The organism is Pseudoalteromonas sp. J2K-J979, from assembly GCF_058169715.2.
Genome location: NZ_CM200282.1, coordinates 312,915 through 336,258 on the forward strand (window position 1 = coordinate 312,915; position 23,344 = coordinate 336,258).

Below are 23,344 nucleotides of genomic sequence, written 5' to 3' on the forward strand. Positions count from 1 at the left end.
TCTTATGATTCCTTCGCTGTCCACGTATAACGAGCAACACTACTGTACACTCTATCTGAGACTTCCAGTTGCAAAACATGACCTTGGCAATGTGCATGTAAATAACTGTCGTATAAGTGCATAAAATTATAGAGCCCAGTCACTGCACCCAGTTCAGCTGTCGCAAAACCTGTTTGGATCAGTTGTGTGTCTATTGAAATTTGACCTGCCAATTGCTCATAAGCATTTAACCAAGCATTAACTAAACGCTCGTCTCCGTTGCCCGGCAAATAGATTGCATTTAACTGTGCATTATTATTTTCTTTTTGTTTTATGAATAAGCTTTCGATTCGACTAGTTAAGTCTGATTGAATCCCTGCCTCTTGGCTGGTAAATTCGATGCCAATTCCAGACTGATTTTTTTCTAAAATAACAACCGCAGCCCCTTCACTTGGCACCACCTCTGTTGATGATGAGTCTGATACTTTTTCTTTAAATGGTTTAAATGGGTACAACGTATCAATAGCAAGTAAACAAACTTGCTGGCATTGGTTGGTTGCAAAAATGTTATCAAGAGAATGCATTACGATCGGCAATGCTGCCCGACCATAAGGAAAAACAATGGGCTTATGTTTAAATAATTGTGGAAAACACCTTTGAAAATGTTTAAACCAATGTTGTGTTGTGCCAGTTTCAAGCAACTCGAGTTCAGGTAATAACCACACTATCGGGCAATCATATTGAGTAATATGACTGTTTTCGATCGCCGCCTCAATTAATGACGATACTCGATTTAATTGAGTATCTGTTGGTAAATTATCTAACAACGCATGAATGCAAGTTTCACCCGTCGTCGTTTTCATTACTTTGAGATCTTTTGCGATGATCGGCAACATCAGTGCTTCGAGCGTATCGTCCGACAGTCCAGTCATTAACCATTGTTCAGTGATTGCCAGTTTCATATTAGCGACCTAAAATGATGAGGTATCAATAACCTTTGAGTCTCTCCGATTGCTAATAAGTTAAGCGCCGCCCATTTTCCATGGCGATCACTTTTGTACCGTGTAATATAGTGAAGATTGTCAGTATTGAATGGCAAGCCAGCCAACATTCGATTAGCAAATTGATCCGGATTTCTTTGGTGCCAGGCATGCAATAACTTCGCGCCATAGTATTGCAATGAAGCCAGTCTTTGCTGCTCATCTTCATCAAATTGAATCGACAGTGGAATAAATGAATCCAGTTGTTCGCCAAGTAACATTTTCAGTGCATCAAAAGCATCGAGCGTCAGTTGTTCATTGAACAGCGCCTGAGATAAAAATGGGACAAATTTGCTATAGCCGCTTATTCCCATTAGTTTAATTAGCAAATATTGATGTTCTGGCTTGCCACTTAATTTATTGATAATACAAGTAAATATATATTCATCTTGCGACAACACAAACAGGATAAATAAGGTAGAGTTTAATTTATCCGCTTTTTCAAATTCCTCATAAATTGTCAGCGCTGATTTTTTATTCTCCCATAGATCCATATAAATTGTGGAGCCATATTTATTGCTATAATTAGCATGAAAGCTTTCTAATGCCTGTAAAGAACCACTGAGATATAAACTGATCAAATAAGCTTCGTAGTATTCTTCATTCACCTGTAAATGGAAAAAGGTATCTGGATTAAGCTCAAAATAATAAATGAGATAAAATGCAAGAGGTTGTAAGTAATCAATAACATATGCCGCTTCAATAAACTCTCTAACATTGATAGCCGATTGAATAATAACGCAAGGTAATACATCATAAAGGCTTGCGTTATTTAGGAAATCTTGCTCTTGAAGACTCGTCAATAATTCAGAAGCTGTTTGACATTGAAAAAATGAGACGTTTTGTTTTTGATGTTTAATTAAGCGAGACAACGACGATAATTGTTGCTTATTGAGATGTATATTAGCAGGGAAGCAATGATATGTATTTAACATTGCCATTCTATGCGCTAATGTTTGTTGGTATTGAACTTGAGGTTGCATCACATCGCCCATAAAACCAATTGACTCAACCGATTAAAACGGTTGGGTTGCCCATCACAAGCTTACCACCATGGGAACTACTATCACCAAGACGCGCTGCAGGCTTACCATTAATTTTAACACTTGATGAACCCCCACTAATTTTATCAGGTGGGCCGACGCAAACTAACATATCTCCTTTGCGCGCTGCTGGCAGGCCTCCAATTTTTACATTTGGAGAACCAACTACGCAAGGTCCGCCAACATGTGGGACTGGAACTGGCCCTGGATTAACTTTAGGGCAAATATGCATACTTGTGACTGTAGCGGCTGGCATTCCCATTGTGTACGTTCCTTTTTAAACTAAACCGCAAAAACTAATAATTTTTTATCGGCCATGGCTGATGCAAGTAAAGATATCGCGTCATTTTCATTGATGAAACTCTGGCTATAGCCATCAGCGCAAAAATAACTAAGTAACTTAGCGATTATGTCGGGGTTATTTTTCCATTGATGTAGCGAGCATAAAAACTGCTCAGCTATGGCTTCATTACAAGTAAGATCAACTCGAGGCATTCCTAACAAAGGGTCATCTGGAATATGCTCTGATTTGCAACATAAATAGACATAACCAAAGCGACACACTAGATGATGCCCGCGACAACGACTACCTTGTTCGTCTACTCCGTAATATCCACTTTTCATACTAGTTAAGCTTGATTTGAGCAGCTTTTAGCGCTATTTGAGTACCATCAACTTTGATATCAGTACCCTTCACCTTAATATCGGTTCCCTTAATCGTTATTGCGCCACTTTTTTCCAAAGTGATTGATGCTCCACCTGTTTTAAAGACAATTTTATCACCAGCTTCGATATTAAGAACTTTACCAACTTTTAAGGAATCATTATTGCCAACGTCTCCTAGACGATCTTTTCCAATATTGATGGTATCGTTATTTACAACTTCTGTGAGACGGTCATTCCCGATATTATCTTTCTGATCATTTTTTATATTAAGATGATGATCTTTCTCCGCTTGAATGAACAGAAGCTCTTTGCCTTTATCATCTTCAAATCTCAGCTCATTAAAGTTATCTGCGCCACCACTCTTTGTACTTCTGGTTTTGATTCCGCTTTGCGTTTTTTTTGCAGGTAAATCATAAGGAGGCATTAAATCTGAATTGTAAACTGCTCCGCTGATAATGGGTTGTTCAGGATCGCCATTGATGAACTCGACCAATACTTCTTGCCCGACACGCGGAAAAAAGAATGCTCCCCATTTGTTACCAGCCCAATTTTGCGCAACTCGAATCCAACAAGAACTCTGCCCATTAAACTCGCCTTCTCTATCCCAATGAAATTGAACTTTAACACGACCAAATCGGTCTATATGCTGCTCATCACCAGAGTCGCCAGTTACTACGGCAGTTTGAACTCCGTGAATTAAGGGTTTTTTAATACGACTAGCAGGGCGGTAAGGAGTTTCTTTTGGCACGCATTGAAAATCATTTAAATAAACAGCGGCTCCTGATTGCTGCGCACCAGATTGGTTTGTCTGACTGATCGTAGTTTTGAGCGCCGTTAGAACAAAGCTCTTTCCTTCATATTGGCTAACTTCATGCTTTTTAAAGGTAAAAAACTGCCCTACAGTAAAGCTCCTACAATCACCTTGACCAGCAGACTGATGCATATCTCGCTGCAATGATTCCAACTGCATATTTGCAATTGGCTGTGCTCGACTATTTAATTCAGACTCGCCTTCATAACTAAATACTTCATAATTTGCTTGCGATGGTAAAGACGCGGCTGATTTATTTCCCGTTGGTAATTGTCCTGGCTTTTCAAAATCGTAGCCTTTGCGTTCGAACGCACCTGCCACCATGTTTAAACCACCTTGCCAACGTGAAACATGTGATTGAGTCAAATGTCCAGAAAAGCATTCAACCTCACCCTCTGCACATTTTTTATAAGCGGTAATATCATCAGCTAAAACTAAAGTATGCGCTGAATTTGAATGTTCAAAATAATAGAAGATACCTTCTTGTTGCAATAAACGCACAATAAAATCAAAGTCTGATTCATGGTATTGCACACAATACAAATATTTAGGGTATGTTTTCTTTAACTTATTACTAAAGGCGACATTGTGTTGACCAAATAAATCACTAAAGATATCAACAACAGATAAGTTCTGATAAATACGACAGTTTATCCGTCTTTTCATAAAAGCCGCAGCAGGAACAATGACAGCTTGATAATCTAGATAATTTTCTTTTTCTTCGGCATCAGCGGTACGAAGCCCTAACGATTCTAAATGACTCACTACACCGTGGAAATAACGAGCCTCACCACCGCTTTGAGCATTACGTAAGGAGACAGTGACTGGTTTACCAACGAGATCAGTCAGCGAGATTTGCGTGCCGATCGTAAACATGGAAGCAGTGAATGAAAAAAGCTCAGAAAACGCCTCATTAGCAACAAAATGCGTTAAATATAATGCATCTTTACCTGCTGGGGTATCTATACGAATGATATTATTATCTTGAGTAGCCTTTTGCATTCCATGCCTCTAAAAAACGGTTAAACAACAAAAAACCCTGAGGAAAGTTCCTCAGGGCTCATCAACAAATATAAATTACATTTGTTGACCTTTAACGCCACTGTAACCGTATACAAGCGGTGCAGTGATGTTATTTTTGTCATCTGTTGGAGTAACAGTCATCATCATTTCTGTATAGCTGATGGTGATGTTTTCAATCGGACGATCATTTTGTACAGATACGCTATAGCTAGAGATCATGGCATCTGTTAATTCGATTTTCATGATTTCTTCGATTTTATCACCTTGCTTAGTGATGTGGAAAATCGCTTTTTTACCTTTACCGATAGTCGCTTCTTTGAATAAATCAGGAGATGCTTTATCTTGTAATTTAGTAAGAGTGATGTCGCCTAAACGAGTAGCACTTGCTTCACGATCTTGTGCAGTACCTGTGAAAGAAGTAAGTTCGCGGTGAACATTCCAATCAAGAGAAAGTACAGTGATTAAATCCTTGTACTCTTCTGCAGTCGCTTCACCTTTAATTCCTTCGTAGTTTAAGTACGTATTTGCTTGCATTTATAATGCTCCTTTTCCATGTTTTGTTTTATCCATATTTGGATAGGCTTATTTAGCTTGGATAAGTCCAAGCTGATTCAATAATTTCTGCCAATCGACATCATTGTCTAAATATTCTTTAACGTAAACTGCTTATTAAACATCTGACCTAGACAATAATATATTAATAAAAAATCAACTCTTATATCAATCAAGGCCTGCGAATTATACCAAAGTATAAATAAGGAACAAGCCTTAAAATAAAATAATTACTCTAATATAAAATAAAAAATCAACTTATTATTTCATTAATTGCATCAATGAGAAATAGTTCATACTTTATAATTAAAGTTTTCATCGACAATATCGACTTTAACTTGTTTTGTCTTTTGTTTATTCGCGAGCTTTTCTAACATTTTAATAGAAAGGTCAGGCAACATTGAGTTTTGCAAGATGTTGTGGATGTTCCTCGCTCCTGAACCCGCGTCGTTACACATATTGACGATTTTATCGATAACATCATCAGAATAATCGAACTTAGCTTGATAATTTGCTTCAATCCTCACACCAATTCTAGCTAGCTGTAAACGGGTTATTTCATTGAGCATTTTGGAGGTTAAAGGGATATACGGCACGACATTAATTCTGCCTAAAAATGCAGGTTTAAAGACTTCAAGTAAGTCATCCTGAATCGCTTTCCTCAACCCTTTTATTGATGGCGCTGTTTCTTCATCTGCAAATAAATCCATCGTCGTTTGCGTACCAACATTAGAGGTCATGATAATAATGGTATTTTTAAAGTCTATATCTCTACCTTCGCCATCCTTAATCGTCCCCTTATCAAACACTTGATAGAAAATATCCTGAACACCTGGATGTGCTTTTTCCATTTCATCTAACAAGATAACACTGTATGGTTTTCTACGAACTGCCTCAGTTAAAACACCTCCTTCACCATAGCCAACATATCCTGGAGGTGAGCCTAGCAATAAAGACACTTTATGTTCTTCTTTATACTCTGACATATTGATGATAGTGACATTGTCTTCACTACCATAAACATGTTCAGCTAACGTAAGTGCTGTTTCTGTTTTACCTACACCACTGGGGCCTGCTAACATAAATACACCGATAGGTCGCTTCTCATCTCCTAATTGCGCACGGGATGTTTGAACCGTTTTCGCAATCAGTGATAATGCATGAGATTGGCCAATAACACGCTTTTCCATGTTTTCCTGAAGCGATAAAACACTTTTAATTTCATCTTGTTGCATTTTTCCTACAGGGATCCCTGTCCAATCTGAAATCACTTCGGCCACTAACTGCTCATCAACTTGCCAATGAACCATAGGCTGTTCATTACTTTGCAAGCTTGCTTTACACGAAGTCAGTTTATCTAATAAGTCAGAACGATTCTCGACTTCGTCTTTATGAAGCTGCTCAATCAAATTAGATATTTCTCGTACCAATTCAAGTTCGTTTTTCCACTGTTTCTCAAGAGGCACGAGTTGATCTTTGGAGTTTTTAAGTTGCTTAGTTAGTTCCGTGACCTTTTTCTTATGGTTTGCACCTATTGCTTGCTCTTTCTTTAACACGTTAATTTGGGTTTCAAATTGCTGAACTTTTCTTTGCAAGTCTTCAACTTGACCAGGCGTAGATGCCTGGCTCATTGCAACCCTTGCACTTGCTGTATCAAGAAGCCCAACAGCCTTGTCTGGTAGTTGACGTCCATTAATATAACGACTAGAGAGTGTCACCGCTGATTGCAAAGCTTGATCTGAAATCAGAACTTTATGATGCTTTTCCATGACTGGTAATAAACCACGCATCATGATTATCGCTTGAGAGTCTGAAGGTTCTTCAACTTTTACAACTTGGAATCGCCGAGTAAGAGCGGCATCTTTTTCAAAAAACTTTTTATACTCAGCCCAAGTAGTCGCAGCAATGGTCCTTAACTCTCCACGAGCAAGTGCCGGTTTGAGTAAATTTGCAGCATCATTTTGACCAGCTTGGCCACCACTGCCAATCATAGTATGCGCTTCATCTATAAATAAAATAATTGGATTAACTGAATTTTTCACTTCATTAATCAATGTCTTCAATCTATTTTCAAATTCACCTTTCATTCCTGCGCCAGCCTGCAACAGAGCCAGATCAAGTACACGAATACTTACTTTTTGCAAAGACGCAGGTACATCTTTTTGAGAGATACGTAAAGCCAGGCCTTCTACTACCGCGGTTTTACCCACTCCAGCCTCTCCAGTCAAAATTGGATTATTTTGACGGCGGCGAGTTAAGATATCGATCATTTGACGAATTTCGTTATCTCTACCCAAAATAGGATCGATTTTTCCTTTCCTTGCTTGCTCAGTTAGATCTTGAGTAAATTGATCTAGGCTCGGTGTTTTGCTTAGTGATGGGCTGACATTACTGGTTTCTTGATTAATAAAACTCGACCCTTCTTTTGATTGCGAACAAAGTTCCGGCCAAGCGTGAATTAATTGTGATGGCTCAATTTTATCCAATTCAGTAATCTGACGGGAAATTAAACTAGACAAAACATCATCATTCAATAATGTGTAAAGTAAGTATGCTGATCGAATTTGTATATCATTAAATTCAATACTGGTATTAAGCCAAGTCTGCCTCAATAAATTAACAATGTGTGGGGACAAACTAGGCGCAGCGCTATTACCTGTCTTTAATTTTTCAAGTGAATTTAATAGCGCTGATTTTAGTTGTTGCTCATCGACAGAGAAACTTTTCAATAACAATCGAATATCATCTGCTTCTTTATCCAATAAAGCCAGTAACCAGTGCTCAATTTCTACCGTAAATTGGCTTCTTGAGTGGCAAATCCCTGCAGCGGCTTCCAATGCAGATTTCGTAACAGGGTTGAGTTTTTCAACTAATTTACTTAATGACATTGCTGACATTTTGTTAGTCCTTTATTTTTAGTTAATTTTTATCGTGCTAATGTGAGTACACGAGCGTTATTTAGTTGGCTTTCACGGGCGGCAAGTACCGCACCAGCTCCTAGTTGTAGTGCTGAACGAGAAAGCTGAGCGTTAGGAATTTTTCCTAATTGTGTTTCAAGTTTTAAAGTAAATTCTATTGCTTCACCAAGGTATGAACGGATCGATTGACGGACTAACTTTAGGCCTTGGCCTTGAGGCATCATTGCCGTGATATTATCAGTGCTGTTGGGCTTCAAAATAACTTCTATTCGAGAGTTAATATCCCAGACTTTACTTCCACAACTGGCATCAAAACCTAATCTTGCATACTGTCCTTCCGGCTCCATTCTACTGGCTAACCGTGTTTGCTCATAAGTTGCTAAGTTTTGCCATTTACCAACAAGCTGATTAACAACAACTTCAAAGCCTGTTAATTCTTGTAAAATGGCAACTAAACCTTCTGCATTTTTAATCTTCTGATTATATAGCCCTGAAAAATATAATTGTTCATCCTGACTGCCACCAATCAAGTGATGTAATGTTTGGCTAAATTGATCAGTTTCAGGGTTGAGGTAATTTGCACTAAATCGATATTTTTCCCACGCACGATAAAACAGAGAAATTAGACGGTGATTAAAAAGATCAAAAAAATCCCGCATTCCAGTGTCTTTATTCTTAATTCGTTGAAGGACCAACTCGCTATAGTGCTGAGGTAAAACTCCGCTTGGGCCAGTTAATCCCATAAAAGAAACAAATAGTGTATAAAATTCGATCTGAGTCTGCTCATCTATACTTTTATCAATTTTTTCTATTGATTCACCTGAAAAGCCAAGATTTTGCGATGTTTTGAATCGAATCAATTCATTTCTTGGTAAGCTATCATTCCCCACTTTATTTTGCTGTGTATTATGATGAATCAATTTCTTTTGAATCGTATGAACTGCCTGATAAAAGTCAAAGCTACTAGGATCTTTGAGTAGTTTTTCAATACTCATAATAAAGGCCTACTCCCAATCCTACTTGGCCATGAGTGATAAATATTATCTTGCCCTTTGTATTTCATACTTAATTGAGTAAAACTATTTATTGCCGCAAATTGTGCAAAAAAACGGTCCAAGATACTGCAGAAAAAAAACATACCACTTCCTGAATAGCCATCATTTGCAAAAGTGAGTATGATTTTGCTACCACTGCAAAAGCTGATTCGCCCTTTTTGGTTTATTCTCGATGAAGAAAGGCTAATTGAAACATCTGTAATATTATTGATTAGTGCCTTACTTTGAGGCGCAGATTTGAAATCATATAGATACAAGACCTGCTTCAAATTATTAAGAGCTTCTGAACCTGTAAAATAATCAAGATTTAAATGTGTGACTAACTGCCATCTACTCGAATCTTTAAACTCAGCTCTAACCGGCTTAGTCGGGGCGATTAAGCATTTAATATTTTTAATCACATCAGCTCGGTCTGGGTTAAACATTTTAGGTTCACCTGTACCAAAAGGTAAATGTGCAGGTAGATTGCGATTGCTACACAAAGCTTTAATACTTAATAACCAAGTTCCATAGTCATCAGGAGCATCAAAGCCTTTAAATTGATGGTCTACAAGGGATAAGAAGGTATCAATCCCTTGCTCAGCATAACCTCCAGCCCAATTGCATGGTTCACGTCTTGTATGCCAAAATAATTTCTGTTGATCTATATATTTTGGGTGAGCTTGACCATAAAAAGGCGTCACTAGCATCTTATTATCTTTTGGGTCATAGGCTGTCACTTCGGTTATGCTAACTACTTCCGAAATTTCAGAATCTAAATAACGCGGTGCTAATTTATATTCATACATTGAAGGCTCTACACGTACAGGCTCTAACTCATGCTCAAATAAGTTAATAATTGGCGTGCAACCTAACAAAAAATGATTTTTAGTTACTTGTTTTTCTAGGTCAATTGAAGCCTGGTCGAGATAAATAAATAGCTCAAATTCATGCCCAACTTGATCCCAACAGTTTCCTAAATCATTTAAATCAAAAAATAAAAACTTCTCTGGTAAGATAAAGTTTTCGACTAAAAAACGATAGCCTGAAAGTGTTTTTTTACTATAGGGCACAACATCTTGTTCTAAATCGAAGCCGACAGCTTCTAAATGCCTCGGTTGTAAATATTTGACACAGTCAAATTCATTAGGCTTAGAAATAGCTAATCCGATACAATTTTTGAAAAGCAACTCGTATAAGGCGTACGTTTGATGAGGCTGCCCATTTAAGAAAAATCGAAGATGATTTAAGCCCAAATTTTTAATGTCTACATCAGGGTAATCACATTGAATTACTAGCTTTATTACTGATTTAGCCTGATCTTTCCAAATAGGTTTTGGAGCATTAAAAGGCGCATTTATAAATTTTATCTCTGAAACCTTAATTGGCCATATATCAGTTTCGTAACAGGTACGAAAATGACAGGGTTTCATGTTCTCGACCACTGTTTCAACTTTACTCCCCTTAGGTAAGGTCACTCCTGTTGTTGATATATTTTCGCAAATTAATTGTATGACTGACATTGAAGGAATTGGTGCCTGATAATCAGGATACAATTGCCCCAGTAGCGCATCAGTTAACTCAGGAAAACTGTCATCGAGCTTTTGTCTAATCTGAGCTGTCAGTAAAGAGAATGCTTCTATTAATCTGGAAACATGTGGATCTTCAATATTTTCATCACTTAATTTGAGCCTGCCGGCTAATTTAGGGTATTCATCCGCGAAACTCGCACCCATATGACGTATAAATGCTAATTCACGGTTATAATATTTTAATAAATCATCATTCATTCTATTGTCTCTTTAACTACTAACCCCAAATGAACAGGCTCTATCTCTGAATCAAAGGTAATGTATTGAGGCTCAGGCTCTGCAAACAGTAAAGCACTGATCCTCAATCTTAATGTTCGATCTAACTCTTGCTCATCAGTTGCTGTTGTGACATCAACTTCAAGAAATCGAGGTTCAAATAGCCGAATGGTTTCGGCTACTTTCTTACATAAAATCTGCCGCCCTTCCAAACTTCCTACCGGCATACTAGAAAAGTCAGGCAGTCCATAATTTATTAACGATTTATTTAACTCAGCATAAGCCTTCGGCCATACCAACCATTGCATTTTTGCATTAAGTAAGTTTTCAAGATCTCGCCTAACATTTAACCTCAATTGCTGCAGACTTATTCCTTTTATCATCTTGACTTTATCTGGTTGGCCCGGGTCTTCATCGATTAACCGGTCTAACAAAGATGGCTGCAGCTCATTGGCCATATTAAAATCCATTAAACTGTTTCTGGCTGTTCTATCTTGATGCTTGAGATATCACTTAATGGAATAGCACGATCACCCACTAGAATCATTTTTAATCCTTGACCAATAAATACATCAGGAGATGTTTCAATCCAATCCGTTTCTTTACCTAATTTATGTTTATCTGTATCACTACCGACATAAATCAATGGAATGTGTGCCTCACCAGATGGTCCATCTTTAATACTTAGCTCAACACGCCGCCAAACATACTCAATTAAAGATGTTGCAGGTTTAAACTCAATAAATTCAATTTCACTTAATTGAGCAATATAAAACTTGCCATTAGTACCAAAAATTTCAATACAACCATTAAGTGAATCGTCTAAATCACGTAAATCTTCTGTGACAACCCCATCAACATTAAATAGAGTGTTTATTCGAGTTGATTCAAGTTTTTTCGTTGCTTCTGAAATTTGAGCTACTTCCCCATCATTTAATTCAACTCTTAATTGCATAAATGACGCTAGTTGAGGATTTACCTCATGAAAGATCTCAGGTGTTGCTAGGCCTTGTTGAAAATCAATTCGAGCTTGTTGCGCACGGATAAGTTGTCTTAGATTTGTCGCACCAATTAATGAATCAGGGTGCCTTTGGACCATTATATTCAGTTGCTGATCTGCTCTTTCCAATTCATTATTAACGCATAATAATTCAATTAATGCGCTGCGATAGTCTACGTTAGTTGGGTCATCTTTAAGATAAGATTCGACAGATTCAATGGCCTGTTTTAATTCACCTTGTTGAAAGAGTCCTATAATTTTTTTCATTGCTTATCCTTTAATTTCTAGGTGATAGTTCAGTCACTAGCTTAATGCTAGAGACCATTTGATCTAATTGAAAATGAGGTTGTAAATGGATCACTGAGTAAAAGTGTCCTGGTTTACCATTCATTTCTTTTACGGTTACCTTCGCACTACTGAGCGGATATTTGCTTCTTACCTCGTCAGAGGCTGAATCTGAAGCTGTTGTATATTGATGCAACCATGTTTGTATATGCGATTCACATGCTTGTGCAGTAAAATATGACCCGACTTTTTCACGCCCCAAACGCTTGATATAGTGGGCAAAGCGAGACACACATAAAATATATTGCAGCATAGAGGAGAGTTTTGCATTTACCGTCGCAGCTTTATCAGTAAAGTCTGCTGTTTTTTGTACTGAAGAGTTACTGAAAAAAACAAGATGATCAGTATTTCTTACTGCAGATAAGGGAATAAATCCATTATCTGACAATTCCTTTTCGAGCCGATCACCTATTAATAAATTAATAGAAGGTTTATTTTTATTTTGATATAACTCAGTGGCGTAACGAGCAATTGGTAGATCGCTGACAATGCCCTTTTGCTTTAAACCCGGCTGCATACCTCTTATCTGCCCAAACCAGCCTGATTCAGCATATGCGCGAATTAATACAGCCCCGAATGCAAATGCAGCATTCCCCCACAAATGATCTGCATCTGGATTTTTAATAGTTTCTCTAAATTTGAAACCTTCATTTCGTGTACCATCAGCCTGATAAGGCGCTCGTAATAAAATGTTAGGCAAGGCTATTCCAAGGAAACGTGACTCTTCCATTTTCCGTAAAGAGCGCCACCTAATATATTCCGTTTGCTCGAATTGGCTCGAGATATCACTAAAGGTAGCTAATTTGGAAAAACGGTCAACACCAAAAAATTCAGATGAGATTGAGGTAATAAATGGTGAAAATGCAGCAGCTGAAACACGGGCTATTTCTTTTAGAGTATCAATATCATTATTAGGCTGACCTCGTGTCATCAGGTGAGAAATGCGATAGTCACCCAATAACACACCAAATGGCTCTCCACCCGACATATCAAACTCGTTGTTATAAATAAGCTTAAAAAAGTCGCTTTGATCGAATTCTATTGCTCTGTTAAGATCTTTACTTAACGAAGACCAACAGCAATTTAATAATTTAACTTTAACTTTGTCATTCTTATCGTGAGCATTTTTTTGTTCTGTTAAATAGAGTACACCTCGCCAAGATGATTCTAATGCTTGGAAGCTTTTATGATGCAGAATCTCATTTATTTGCTTCTCAATTAACGTATCGATTTCTACAATAGCTTTTAATATTAAGGTTTTAACGGTTTCTTGATCAAAATTTATCAGTTCATACTTAGAATGCTCGAACCAAATTAAAAGTGCTTTAGTGAGGTTTTCCTCACGAAGAAAACGCTCAAGTAACCCTCTGTTTGATAATTTAGTAGGCGTTACAACTTGCTGCTGTCGGTTTTTATTTTGCTTAAAAATCGATTCATCAACGAACAGAGGGGTGTCGTACATGACTATTCATCCTTGAAGGCCGTATGTTAAATACGGCCATGTTACGGTCTTAACCTATCTCAGGTATTTTTGCAACAAGACGCAAAGAAGTTGTCAGTTCTTCCATTTGTAGCCAAGGGCGTAACCACGCTACAGCATTATAAGAACCAGGAGAGCCGGGTATTTCTTTAACTTGAACTTTCGCATCTGCTAACGGATATTTAGCACGAATTTCTTGTCCACCGCCTTCTGATCCATTTACATAAGATAAAATCCAACGATTTAGCCATGCCTCAACGTCTTCTGCTTCCATAAAGCTGCCAATTTTGTCACGAGCCATTACTTTCAAATAATGAGCAAAACGAGACGTTGCCATCATGTAAGGTAAACGAGCTGAGATTGCAGCGTTTGCTGTCGCATCAGGGCTGCCATATATTTTTGGTTTTTGACAAGTTTGTGCGCCAAAAAACACAGCATAATCCGTATTTTTATAGTGACATAAAGGCAAGAAACCTAATTTACCTAGCTCTGCTTCTCGGCGATCAGTGATACCGATTTCTGTTGGACATTTTAAATCTGGATCACCATCATCACTGGTAAATACATGTGACGGTAGCCCTTCGACCTTGCCTCCCCCCTCAGCGCCACGGATAGCGGTACAGAAACCATATTTTGCAAAAGCACCGGTCATATTCGTAGCCATCACATAGGATGCATTCATCCAACAATATTTTGAATTTTCAGTTGTTTTAGATCGTGCTCCAGTCTCATCAAGTTCAAACTCTTCATAACTAAACTCTTCTACTGGCCGCGTTGATTCACCATATGGCAGACGCGCTAACACGCGTGGCATTGTTAAAGTAACAAAGCGAGAATCATCACTATCTCTGAATGAGCGCCATTTAGTGTATTCTAAAGATTCAAACACTTTCTCTAAGTCACGAGGCTTACTCAATTCACTCCAATTATCAAACCCGAATAGTGATGGAGAAGAAGCGGAAATAAACGGACAAAAACCAGCAGCGGCAACATTCGACATCAAAGATAGCGTTTCTATGTCTTCTGGATGATTAGTAAATTCATAATCCCCGACGATTGTCCCATATGGTTCACCGCCTGGCGTACCAAATTCTGACTCATAAATTTTCTTAAATGTTTGACTCTGATCAAACTCTACCGCTTTACTCAAATCTTTATGAAGTTCTTTTTTTGTAAGACTTAACACTCGAATTTTTAAAGTTGCACTTGTTTCCGAGTTACTTATTAAGTGGTTTAGCCCTCGCCAACTTCCTTCTAATTTTTGAAAAGCATCTTGGTGCATAATCTCAGCCAACTGCTTAGAAATAGTTTCATCAATAACTCTGATGGCATCATTGAATGTCACTGTTAAATTTTTGTTCCACTTAACAGTGCCTTTCATGGCTTCTTCCGTCAGTGAACGGATTAACTCTTCTGCACGTGTTGTTTCAGTTTGTTTTGTTGCACCTATCGCTTGCTCCAAGATCGAAAAGTCGACACTTTCAGTTCCTTGTTCAGCAATCAAAGCTTCCGTACTCATTGTTTATCTCCTTCTAATTCAAGCTCGCTGGCTAACTTATCTAAGCTTGCTGTATTACTTAATACATCTTCTAAAATATTTTCTAATTCTTCAGAGCGATCTATTTTTGTCATTAAATCTCGAAGTTTATTTCGTGTTTCCATTAACTTTTTCAAAGGCTCGACTTGATTAACAACCGCTGCTGGCTCGAAATCAGCAAGTGAATTAAACTTAAGGTTCACATTCATCTTAGAATCATCTGCTTCTAATGTATTATTCACTGCTAATTCTAATGTTGGACTCATCCGATTTAATACATCATTGAAGTTATCTCTATCAATCTGTATAAAACGACGATCTTTCAATGGCTTTAAACTTTCCTTATTGTGTCCAGCAAAATCACCGACAACACCAACGACAAAAGGAAGCTCTTTTTTTACTAATGCTCCTTCAGTTTCGACATCATAGGTGATATGAACGCGTGGTTTTCTAACTCTTCTTAGTTTGTCATGAATACTCATTTTGAACTCCTTTCAATATTGTTTGGTTCATTAGTTGGTGCGATATTATTCTGTGGGCGATTTAATTCCAGATAATTTGAAAAAACCATTTCTAGCATCGCCATCAGTGATTAATTCTTCGAGTAACTCAGGAAGTGATAACTTGCTCCACCGAATCACTTGCTCTATCGTATAAGACATCGGTGAATGTGGTTCTGCTGTTCGAAAGTACTTAGCTATTTCAGAAAGGGTTTCGATCGCATTCTCTCTGGAATTTATTTCTTTAACTCTTAAAATTTGTTGAACAGAAGTTTCATTAGCCTCTATTGTATCCAAGCTAACTTCATCTATATCAGGACTAAGTTCCTGAGCTATATCATCTTCGAGAATGTCTGCAGTTAGATGTTTTAAGGAGGCAATAGATGATTCTAACGTTTTTGTGATGTAACTCGTCGGTTGCGGCTCACCATTCATTGCTTCATCCATCGCGATTGATAACTTTGCAAATGCACTAGCCGCATTTTGAATATCAAGCATAAGTTGCTTGTAGAAATCTTTTGAAGTTTCCCTTATTGCTACTTGTATATCTTCAAGAGGGATCACCCCTGATTCAAATTTCTTACGCTGTTTTTCATCATCGAGGCGGTCAACATCCAGCGCTTGTTCATATTCCCAAATTGAAAAGGGACCAAAGCTAGATCCATCAGTAATGTATATGGCTTTGATAGGCATTATCAAAGACCCTTCACTATCAATGCCGTTTAAACCAATAAGAGGAGCCAACCTTTCAGAAAGATCACCATCATCAGGAGCTGGATATATATCATTCCAAAATTCTGTAATTAACTCAGCAGCAAGTTCAAAACCAAAAGCAAGTCCAGAAAAAGCATGTATACGGCATAAAGCTTCGATATACCACGCTACAAACTCTAGATCTTTACATTCATTTTTGAGTATATCAGGCATTTGCTCTATGATTGGTTTCCATTCATGAGCAATTGTTAAAATAGATTCATCTTCGATTAATATATTTCGTTCGTTAGCTCGAGCAACATTTCGAATATCTTTTAATAAGTAATATCTAGAGGTAGGTGAAATATCACTTCGAGGGTCAATACCTGTAACCACGTCACTATCTAAAGGTTTAGTTAGCTCTGAAATCAATTCGTGATTAAAAATCATAATATACTGCTCACCATCCATGTTTTAGTAAAAATTACAACATAAGAAAAAAATATTTGTATGTCCCAAAAATAACACATTCAGTAATATAAAATAAAGTAAAATATCTAATGTGAAAAAATCATTATTAAAATTATATAAACAATGGAACGGTCCGATCACTTTCCTCTAAATTTTCAATGTTATTATATTTATTATTTTTGACTAAAATACAGGTCACATTATCTCTTGCATTACGTACTAGTGCGGCATGCATTAGCGCCATACCTGCATCTATAATTTTTCCGCAACCGAGCGTTTTTTCTATTTCAAGATTACTTAATTCTTTATTTAATCCATCACTGCATAATAAAAAAATATCGTTTTCTTGTAATTTATCTGAAATAACATCCAACTCCAATAAGTCGTCAACACCAACGGCACGAGTAATCACATTGGCTAAAGGGTGAGACTCAGCTTCTTCCGATGCCAAAATGCCTTCATCAACCATTTCGTTAACTTGACTGTGGTCTCTCGTAATTTGAAGTAAAGTCTCACCTCGCATCAAATACCCTCGACTATCCCCGGCCCATATATAATGGTATTGATTATTTTCAATCCACAGTACGACCACTGTGCTGCCAGCAACATTCCCATTAAAATGTGTGCTCACCATCTCTTGCAAATCAGAATTCGCTTTATATAATGCATTTTTAAGCATTTTAAGGGTAATAACGTGCTCTTCTGCAGACACAATAGCATTTTCTATACTATCAATAACTAATTGGCTAGCAATATCTCCAGCTTCATGGCCACCCATACCATCAGCAACAACCCAAATTTTAGAGTTACATAATTCTAATAACGCATCTTCATTTATTTTGCGCACCGCCCCCCGGTGGGTTTGTGCATGACTAGTCAAATTCATCTAAACATCCTTTTTTATTTTAATTTGATGCCAATTACGTTCTTCCCATTTACCGTCTAACATTGAAGAAAATTGACTAATTTGAGGTAATCCATTGGTAACAATTAAGCAAGGTTCAACCAAATCAGATCCTTGAGTCCACCACATCGAATATAAGCCAAATTGTTGTACGTACTGCGAGTGAAGCATTTCAGTTTCATTCATTTTCTCAGTGCCAAAATGAACGATTGCTGTTTTATTTTTATCAATTCCTCTACAAATTTTGATGCTTGATGTTGGAGCATCAATTATTGGTAGCGTTTTCTGAAGAGAAAGAAACCAATCATCTAAATCAAATTCATCATCAAGCACTTCCAGCACCTTGCTTTCAAACATTTTAAAACATTCTTGATCCTTCCAAAGCGTAACAGGGTTAGATTGATGATTTGCCAACAATGTAAATGGATAATGTCGCCCGACACTATCAATGCTAGGAATTAATGTACCGCAAAAACCATCTTCACCGTGGAAGCCAGGAGAAATTGCAAAATGCCAAACTGGGCTAGTTAAGTATGAATCAAGCCATTGGGAACCTAATTGCTCTTTGCTCACCGCTATAATACTTTGTAACCATTCATTCCATAGCGCAGAAAAATCATTGTCAATCTCGCTTTGAATAAAATCACCTTTAGATGGAATTTTGCCAATATAGGCCAAGCTTTTTAAAGGCGTTCTGGACATGAGAACCCCGCAAAGCTTGTTGACCAAAATGGATTATAAACACTATTTGGCAATAGTCTTACTTTTGCCATATTACCATTAAGTGATATTTCTAATAATCCGTCTTTCTTTGCCTCTGGACGTGTATGACTAACTTCATCAAGGAAGCGAAAAAGTGACCAAGCTCCTGAATATTTATTATTCATTGATCGGCCCCCATTAGGTGGAGTGAAAACGATTCGGGTTTCACTATTTTCAGGATCACCTGGCCAGAAGAATTGCTTACTTCTTACCGGGCCATGACGATAATTAAGCTCTTGACCATCGACTTCGAGTAAAAAGTGGTTAATATGTTTATCTAAAAAAACAGGTTCAATGTTAAAGTCAATTTTGACATTTTTGGAGCCCGCTTCGAAAAATGCTTGCTGAATATTATCTGCATATTGATACATTTTTAAAATGTCATAGCTAATACCTATTTCACTAGTAAAGCGCCAAGGTGTTTTACTCTTATCAACATGTTGCTTCAAATATTTATTATAGAAATCATCGAGCGTACCACCATAACCAAAGAATCGACCAAAATCCTTTAGCCTTACTTCAGTCATTGAATTTTGTTTAAATGGATATCGACCTGATATTGCTCGTCGATACTCCGCAACAACTTGGCTTTGCCAAATTTCATTCAAACGGTCACTTTCATGACTTCGCGTAATTGCAGCTGTTTGCTCAGCCACTCCTTCGAGCCAGTTGGAGATAGGGTAAGGAAGGTTTTCACTTAAACTTGCTAATTTTCCACTATCTTTTTTATAGCTTTTCAAATTTTGCTCTAACGATAAATTATTTCCATAGGCCACTTTATCAAGGTACCTATTAATTGTTCTTAAGGTTAATTGAACATCATCGAACTCGTTCAAATTAAGTTCTATAATCTCTTTGAAAGCAAGCTCGACCTCCTTTCCTGGTAATTCTATTTCTACATCAATACCATCTTTAGGCAACAATCGTTCAATTCGGGATTTTTTCTGCCTTAATAATTCATTCGACGCACTTTTCAGTACTTCACCAGCTGCTTTTTGATTATTTGACAGCGGTACCTGTGTTAAAGAAACATTCTTTTTTACTTCAAGAATTATTTGCTTTAAAGGTGCTTCTGGACCAGAAAGCGATTTCGTAATTTCTGCTCCAGAATTAGCGTCATAATATGTTTGTACAGTAAGGTCACTGAGTAAATCTTCCCAATAATAGATATAATCACGTATATATTTTTGTTCCAGCTGCTCTGTAATCTTAGTTTTAGTTTCATCATTTAGGCTATTTATATCATCACCATAGACCCAGCTATCTTCGATTAAACGCTTTATTATTCTATTTTTTTCAACACTGAAAATTCCATGAAATCCATTAAATGTAAATAGCCCAGGAATACCGTCAGTAAATTCTCTACCACTTTGGAAACGGAATGCTTGTAATGATTCTAAACTCAATAAGTCGATCAACCTGAAATCAGGGATGCTACTTTGTACATAATCACTTTTCAGCCTTTGGTAGGCTCTTTCAACTAATGGTAAATTAGTCAATGCTTCTCGAGCATTAGCTACAGCTTTCTCATTTATAGACTGGTTTTGAATTCCAAAATCCAACAACGAAACTAAATGTTGATTTAATTGTACCCTAATATTTTTATTTATTTCCCCCGGAATTTTCCTCTCTAAATACGCATCAAACCAAGCATGTACATCTTCTTTTATAAAATATTGTGGCTGATACAACATCAAATAAGTCTTTAATGTTTCGTATAAGTAATTGAGGTGACTTGAATTAACTTCCATTTCTTCAACTAACGCATTAGCCATATATGGGAATAGATAAGCTTGTAATGCTCGTTTGTAAGCCGATACAGCAGGCTGTTTTAATCTATCGCCTTGATAAAGTCCCATAGACTCAATCTCAGTTTCATCAATAGAATTGTTATAACCGACAGGGAAGGAGCGAAGTAAAGATAGTGAATTAACTAGTTGGATGATTTCAGTCTCACGAGATAAACCACCATCAGACTCTACTAAAAAGTTATCTATTGCTGATTTTGTATTATCAACTAAATTTGAATTCCAAGAATAGCTACTCCACCAAAAATAGCTAAGAGCTATAGTTGCAAGGGTAGAAACGCCTAAGATAGTATTTCTTAAAAATAAATTTTGTTTTTCATGATGTCTATTTGTGCCTGCTATATCACACTCGGGAAAAATCACATCTTCAAATAATTGCCTAATAAAGTAGCTGCGTACGTTTTTAGGTTGCTCAAACTTATTATCTTGGGGCTCTATACCCAAATGAGAGGAGAGTTGATCGATCGGCTTCCCTTCTTGAGTGGCACTAGTAAGGTAAATACCTCGAAGCATAGGTACATCTTCATAAGCGTTGGGCGAAAAAATTTCTTTTAAGAAGTCATCAGCCCCGCTTTGTAACAATCGCAATTGCTTAGGGAACTCATAAATAGCTGTTTTTCTGACTAAATCTCTCTCATGTAAAAGCCGCTTATTTATTCTAGCATTTAGATTGGTTAACAACTGATGAAATTCTTTATTAAACAGCTGAGCAGGACTTTGCTCCTCAGAGTCGTTAACCTCAAAAGTAACACCCCAGACCTGTTTAGCTTCAGAGTCTGACAAGTCGTCAAAAAACTCATTAAACCCTGCAATTAGATCTGATTTAGTAAAGAATAAGTAGACAGGAAATTTCATTCCTAACTGATTCTGTAGTTCTTGAAGACGCTGTTTAATACCTCGTGCAGTAATATTGCGCTCTGTTTTAGTTTGATTAAGTAATTCAGACACACCAATATTTATAATTACACCATTAATAGGCCTTTTTGGTCTGTATTTTCTTAGTAATCCTAGAAAGCCTTGCCAAGCCCGTGCGTCTTTTTTTGCATTGCTATCTTGACTTGTATATCGGCCGGCTGTGTCAATTAATACTGCTTGATCAGTAAACCACCAATCGCAATGCCTTGTTCCGCCAATACCTTGGACCATATCTACACCCATTTGCTCCTTCAATGGGAAGTTGAGTCCTGAATTATGAATCGTACTCGTCTTCCCTGAACCCGGCGGGCCAACCATAATATACCAAGGCAATTGATAGATATTTTTTCCTTTCGATAACTTAGCCGACTTCAAAATATCGAGTGCTTGTTGAATTTTATTTCCTAATATTTTGATTTCTTCAGAACTATCGGCAGGGTCATCAATCGTAGAGTTTTCATTTCCATGGAGTAATTTATTTACCATGTCGTCGTTGTTCTTTTTATCTTTCACCTTATTTAAAAGAGTTAGAGCTCCCCATATCAAACCGATACTTAAGACAACAAAAAATCGAACAGAAGCTGAAGCAAGAGGTTCATAACCAGCTATGGCTACTAGCGGTCCTATAAACCAAATAAGTATTGCTAAACAAAAGAAACCTAATATAAATATAAATGGTCTTGATTTGATAATATTTCGAGCTGATTGCAAAAATGAACTAAACATAAAAATCCCTTTAACTGCTAAAATAACAAATCAATTTCAATACGACGATTCAACGCTTTATTTTGCTCAGAATCATTTACGACTAATGGCTCTGACTCTCCACGGCCTTCTGGCCAGATCCTTCCCTTTAATGCCGCGTTATCGGCTAAAAAATTCCCGATAGCAGTTGAGCGCGCCAAAGATAAATGCCAATTTGAAGGGTATTTTGTAGTAAATATGGGAGTATCATCGGTATGACCTGTAATCAATATTTTTTCTTCCCCCCCTTCTATCGCTCGAGCAATTTTGGCGAGTACCGGTTCAAAGTCAGTTCTAGGGACAGTACTTCCTGATGCAAATAATACGCCTGCACCAATTCTGATCCGAACTCGATCAGATAATTGTTCAATATCTAATAAATTCATTGTAATTTCAGTCTGCAATAGCTGTTGCAATTGCACAGCTTCATCACGACTTAAATTACTTTTTAATAATGTATTTTCGGGAGTCCAAGGAACTAGAGCATTGAGTTCTTTATAAACATTTGATGAGTAATTGTTAATTTTATAACTAAATGTCATATAAATAACTGACAATATGACACAAGTAAATAAAACGATTAGCCATAATGGGAATGATTCGTTTAACGTGTTCCCTTTAATAACCCTCTTGTAGACACTTGGGGACAATGCTAATTCAGTTTTTCGTTTATATTGTTTTAGAATTCTAAAACACTTATCTTTGTACTCATCAATTTGTTCAATGCCGTTATGTTCTATACGCATTTTCCCAACAAAACCAAGCGATAAGCATAAATACATTAATTCAATTAATTCTACATTTTCAGAAGGGCTTTCTAAACAACGGTCTAGAATAATGTAGAAATATTCACCGCCAAAAGTTTCGCTATGAAATGTCGATAACATACTTGCAGACGCCCAGTTTCCTGCCTCTCCCCAAGTTTGGTTCATAACTATTTCATCAACAAAACAACATAAACAATAACGAGCATTCTCAATTGTCTTTGGTGGGATATTTTTTTGTCGTAGGACTTGCTCATAACTCTTTATGAACTCAACAATCCTTAAGCGAATTGAGGGTAAATCCTTTACCTCAGTGATAGTTCTTAATTGACTACTGTAAGATAAAAACGTTTCAGCTGTATCTACAAGTTCATTTTCAGAAATAGTCAAAATTGCGGACTGCTTAAAAGACGTTTTTGGTTGAAAGTCAGCTAATGTTTTATTAGACGGTTCAGCCATTGGAGAATCAGGTGCATTTGGCTTAGGTATTGATTTTTTCCCCGGGCGGGGCTTTACAATCGTTTTATCATTCATCTCGATAATCCTT

19 protein-coding genes are annotated in these 23,344 nt (G+C 37.1%); all 19 read right to left on the reverse strand.

Features of this window, described 5'->3' with window-relative positions; all coding sequences use genetic code 11:
- Nucleotides 1–2 precede the first annotated feature (2 nt).
- Nucleotides 3–941: a hypothetical protein gene (locus AC3KVK_RS17865; protein WP_490310297.1), complete on the reverse strand. Its 939-nt coding sequence runs from the start codon at nucleotides 939–941 to the stop codon at nucleotides 3–5.
- Nucleotides 938–2,002: a hypothetical protein gene (locus AC3KVK_RS17870; RefSeq protein WP_490310296.1), complete on the reverse strand. Its 1,065-nt coding sequence runs from the start codon at nucleotides 2,000–2,002 to the stop codon at nucleotides 938–940. Before AC3KVK_RS17870 ends, AC3KVK_RS17865 begins: the two co-directional genes overlap by 4 nt.
- A gap of 25 nt (nucleotides 2,003–2,027) precedes the next feature.
- Nucleotides 2,028–2,324 (reverse strand): PAAR domain-containing contractile injection system baseplate protein, encoded by a 297-nt coding sequence (locus AC3KVK_RS17875; protein WP_490310295.1) that lies wholly within the window; start codon nucleotides 2,322–2,324, stop codon nucleotides 2,028–2,030.
- Between the two features lie 20 nt (nucleotides 2,325–2,344).
- Entirely contained in the window at nucleotides 2,345–2,686 is a 342-nt protein-coding gene (locus AC3KVK_RS17880; RefSeq protein WP_490310294.1) for a hypothetical protein, read from the reverse strand.
- 1 nt (nucleotide 2,687) lies between these two features.
- Entirely contained in the window at nucleotides 2,688–4,541 is a 1,854-nt protein-coding gene (gene tssI, locus AC3KVK_RS17885) for a type VI secretion system tip protein TssI/VgrG (protein ID WP_490310293.1), read from the reverse strand.
- A gap of 75 nt (nucleotides 4,542–4,616) precedes the next feature.
- Nucleotides 4,617–5,096, reverse strand: coding sequence for an Hcp family type VI secretion system effector (locus AC3KVK_RS17890; protein ID WP_490310292.1), 480 nt, complete (start codon nucleotides 5,094–5,096; stop codon nucleotides 4,617–4,619).
- A gap of 311 nt (nucleotides 5,097–5,407) precedes the next feature.
- Entirely contained in the window at nucleotides 5,408–8,011 is a 2,604-nt protein-coding gene (tssH, locus tag AC3KVK_RS17895) for a type VI secretion system ATPase TssH (RefSeq protein WP_490310291.1), read from the reverse strand.
- Between the two features lie 29 nt (nucleotides 8,012–8,040).
- Nucleotides 8,041–9,027, reverse strand: a complete 987-nt coding sequence (gene tssG / locus AC3KVK_RS17900) for a type VI secretion system baseplate subunit TssG (protein WP_490310290.1) — start codon at nucleotides 9,025–9,027, stop codon at nucleotides 8,041–8,043.
- Nucleotides 9,024–10,856: a type VI secretion system baseplate subunit TssF gene (gene tssF, locus AC3KVK_RS17905; RefSeq protein ID WP_490310289.1), complete on the reverse strand. Its 1,833-nt coding sequence runs from the start codon at nucleotides 10,854–10,856 to the stop codon at nucleotides 9,024–9,026. Before tssF ends, tssG begins: the two co-directional genes overlap by 4 nt.
- Nucleotides 10,853–11,332 (reverse strand): type VI secretion system baseplate subunit TssE, encoded by a 480-nt coding sequence (gene tssE, locus AC3KVK_RS17910; RefSeq protein WP_490310288.1) that lies wholly within the window; start codon nucleotides 11,330–11,332, stop codon nucleotides 10,853–10,855. The genes tssF and tssE overlap by 4 nt, the downstream gene beginning before the upstream one ends.
- A gap of 11 nt (nucleotides 11,333–11,343) precedes the next feature.
- Nucleotides 11,344–12,141 (reverse strand): type VI secretion system accessory protein TagJ, encoded by a 798-nt coding sequence (locus tag AC3KVK_RS17915; RefSeq protein ID WP_490310287.1) that lies wholly within the window; start codon nucleotides 12,139–12,141, stop codon nucleotides 11,344–11,346.
- Nucleotides 12,142–12,151: 10 nt separating this feature from the next.
- Entirely contained in the window at nucleotides 12,152–13,681 is a 1,530-nt protein-coding gene (gene tssC, locus AC3KVK_RS17920) for a type VI secretion system contractile sheath large subunit (protein WP_490310286.1), read from the reverse strand.
- A gap of 49 nt (nucleotides 13,682–13,730) precedes the next feature.
- The gene (gene tssC, locus AC3KVK_RS17925; protein ID WP_490310285.1) at nucleotides 13,731–15,218 is read right to left on the reverse strand and encodes a type VI secretion system contractile sheath large subunit; all 1,488 of its coding nucleotides are present in this window, start codon (nucleotides 15,216–15,218) and stop codon (nucleotides 13,731–13,733) included.
- Entirely contained in the window at nucleotides 15,215–15,718 is a 504-nt protein-coding gene (gene tssB, locus AC3KVK_RS17930) for a type VI secretion system contractile sheath small subunit (RefSeq protein WP_490310284.1), read from the reverse strand. The genes tssC (AC3KVK_RS17925) and tssB overlap by 4 nt, the downstream gene beginning before the upstream one ends.
- Before the next feature lie 45 nt (nucleotides 15,719–15,763).
- Complete coding sequence (gene tssA, locus AC3KVK_RS17935; protein ID WP_490310283.1) at nucleotides 15,764–16,879, reverse strand: type VI secretion system protein TssA; 1,116 nt, start codon at nucleotides 16,877–16,879, stop codon at nucleotides 15,764–15,766.
- Between the two features lie 133 nt (nucleotides 16,880–17,012).
- Nucleotides 17,013–17,786 (reverse strand): PP2C family protein-serine/threonine phosphatase, encoded by a 774-nt coding sequence (locus tag AC3KVK_RS17940; RefSeq protein WP_490310282.1) that lies wholly within the window; start codon nucleotides 17,784–17,786, stop codon nucleotides 17,013–17,015.
- A complete protein-coding gene (tagF, locus tag AC3KVK_RS17945) occupies nucleotides 17,787–18,506 on the reverse strand; it encodes a type VI secretion system-associated protein TagF (protein ID WP_490310281.1) in 720 nt (239 codons plus the stop codon).
- A complete protein-coding gene (tssM, locus tag AC3KVK_RS17950) occupies nucleotides 18,488–22,015 on the reverse strand; it encodes a type VI secretion system membrane subunit TssM (RefSeq protein WP_490310280.1) in 3,528 nt (1,175 codons plus the stop codon). Before tssM ends, tagF begins: the two co-directional genes overlap by 19 nt.
- A 17-nt stretch (nucleotides 22,016–22,032) precedes the next feature.
- Complete coding sequence (gene icmH, locus AC3KVK_RS17955; RefSeq protein ID WP_490310279.1) at nucleotides 22,033–23,331, reverse strand: type IVB secretion system protein IcmH/DotU; 1,299 nt, start codon at nucleotides 23,329–23,331, stop codon at nucleotides 22,033–22,035.
- Between the last annotated feature and the right edge of the window lie 13 nt (nucleotides 23,332–23,344).

Coding starts and splice junctions, on each gene's coding strand:
- AC3KVK_RS17940 (WP_490310282.1), bottom strand. CDS start 17,786: ATGAATTTGACTAGTCATGCACAAACCCACCGGGGGGCGGTGCGCAAA.
- AC3KVK_RS17865 (WP_490310297.1), bottom strand. CDS start 941: ATGAAACTGGCAATCACTGAACAATGGTTAATGACTGGACTGTCGGAC.
- AC3KVK_RS17870 (WP_490310296.1), bottom strand. CDS start 2,002: ATGCAACCTCAAGTTCAATACCAACAAACATTAGCGCATAGAATGGCA.
- tssE (WP_490310288.1), bottom strand. CDS start 11,332: ATGGCCAATGAGCTGCAGCCATCTTTGTTAGACCGGTTAATCGATGAA.
- AC3KVK_RS17880 (WP_490310294.1), bottom strand. CDS start 2,686: ATGAAAAGTGGATATTACGGAGTAGACGAACAAGGTAGTCGTTGTCGC.
- tssB (WP_490310284.1), bottom strand. CDS start 15,718: ATGAGTATTCATGACAAACTAAGAAGAGTTAGAAAACCACGCGTTCAT.
- icmH (WP_490310279.1), bottom strand. CDS start 23,331: ATGAATGATAAAACGATTGTAAAGCCCCGCCCGGGGAAAAAATCAATA.
- tssH (WP_490310291.1), bottom strand. CDS start 8,011: ATGTCAGCAATGTCATTAAGTAAATTAGTTGAAAAACTCAACCCTGTT.
- tssI (WP_490310293.1), bottom strand. CDS start 4,541: ATGCAAAAGGCTACTCAAGATAATAATATCATTCGTATAGATACCCCA.
- AC3KVK_RS17875 (WP_490310295.1), bottom strand. CDS start 2,324: ATGGGAATGCCAGCCGCTACAGTCACAAGTATGCATATTTGCCCTAAA.
- tssC (WP_490310285.1), bottom strand. CDS start 15,218: ATGAGTACGGAAGCTTTGATTGCTGAACAAGGAACTGAAAGTGTCGAC.
- tssA (WP_490310283.1), bottom strand. CDS start 16,879: ATGATTTTTAATCACGAATTGATTTCAGAGCTAACTAAACCTTTAGAT.
- tssF (WP_490310289.1), bottom strand. CDS start 10,856: ATGAATGATGATTTATTAAAATATTATAACCGTGAATTAGCATTTATA.
- tssG (WP_490310290.1), bottom strand. CDS start 9,027: ATGAGTATTGAAAAACTACTCAAAGATCCTAGTAGCTTTGACTTTTAT.
- tagF (WP_490310281.1), bottom strand. CDS start 18,506: ATGTCCAGAACGCCTTTAAAAAGCTTGGCCTATATTGGCAAAATTCCA.
- tssM (WP_490310280.1), bottom strand. CDS start 22,015: ATGTTTAGTTCATTTTTGCAATCAGCTCGAAATATTATCAAATCAAGA.
- AC3KVK_RS17890 (WP_490310292.1), bottom strand. CDS start 5,096: ATGCAAGCAAATACGTACTTAAACTACGAAGGAATTAAAGGTGAAGCG.
- tssC (WP_490310286.1), bottom strand. CDS start 13,681: ATGTACGACACCCCTCTGTTCGTTGATGAATCGATTTTTAAGCAAAAT.
- AC3KVK_RS17915 (WP_490310287.1), bottom strand. CDS start 12,141: ATGAAAAAAATTATAGGACTCTTTCAACAAGGTGAATTAAAACAGGCC.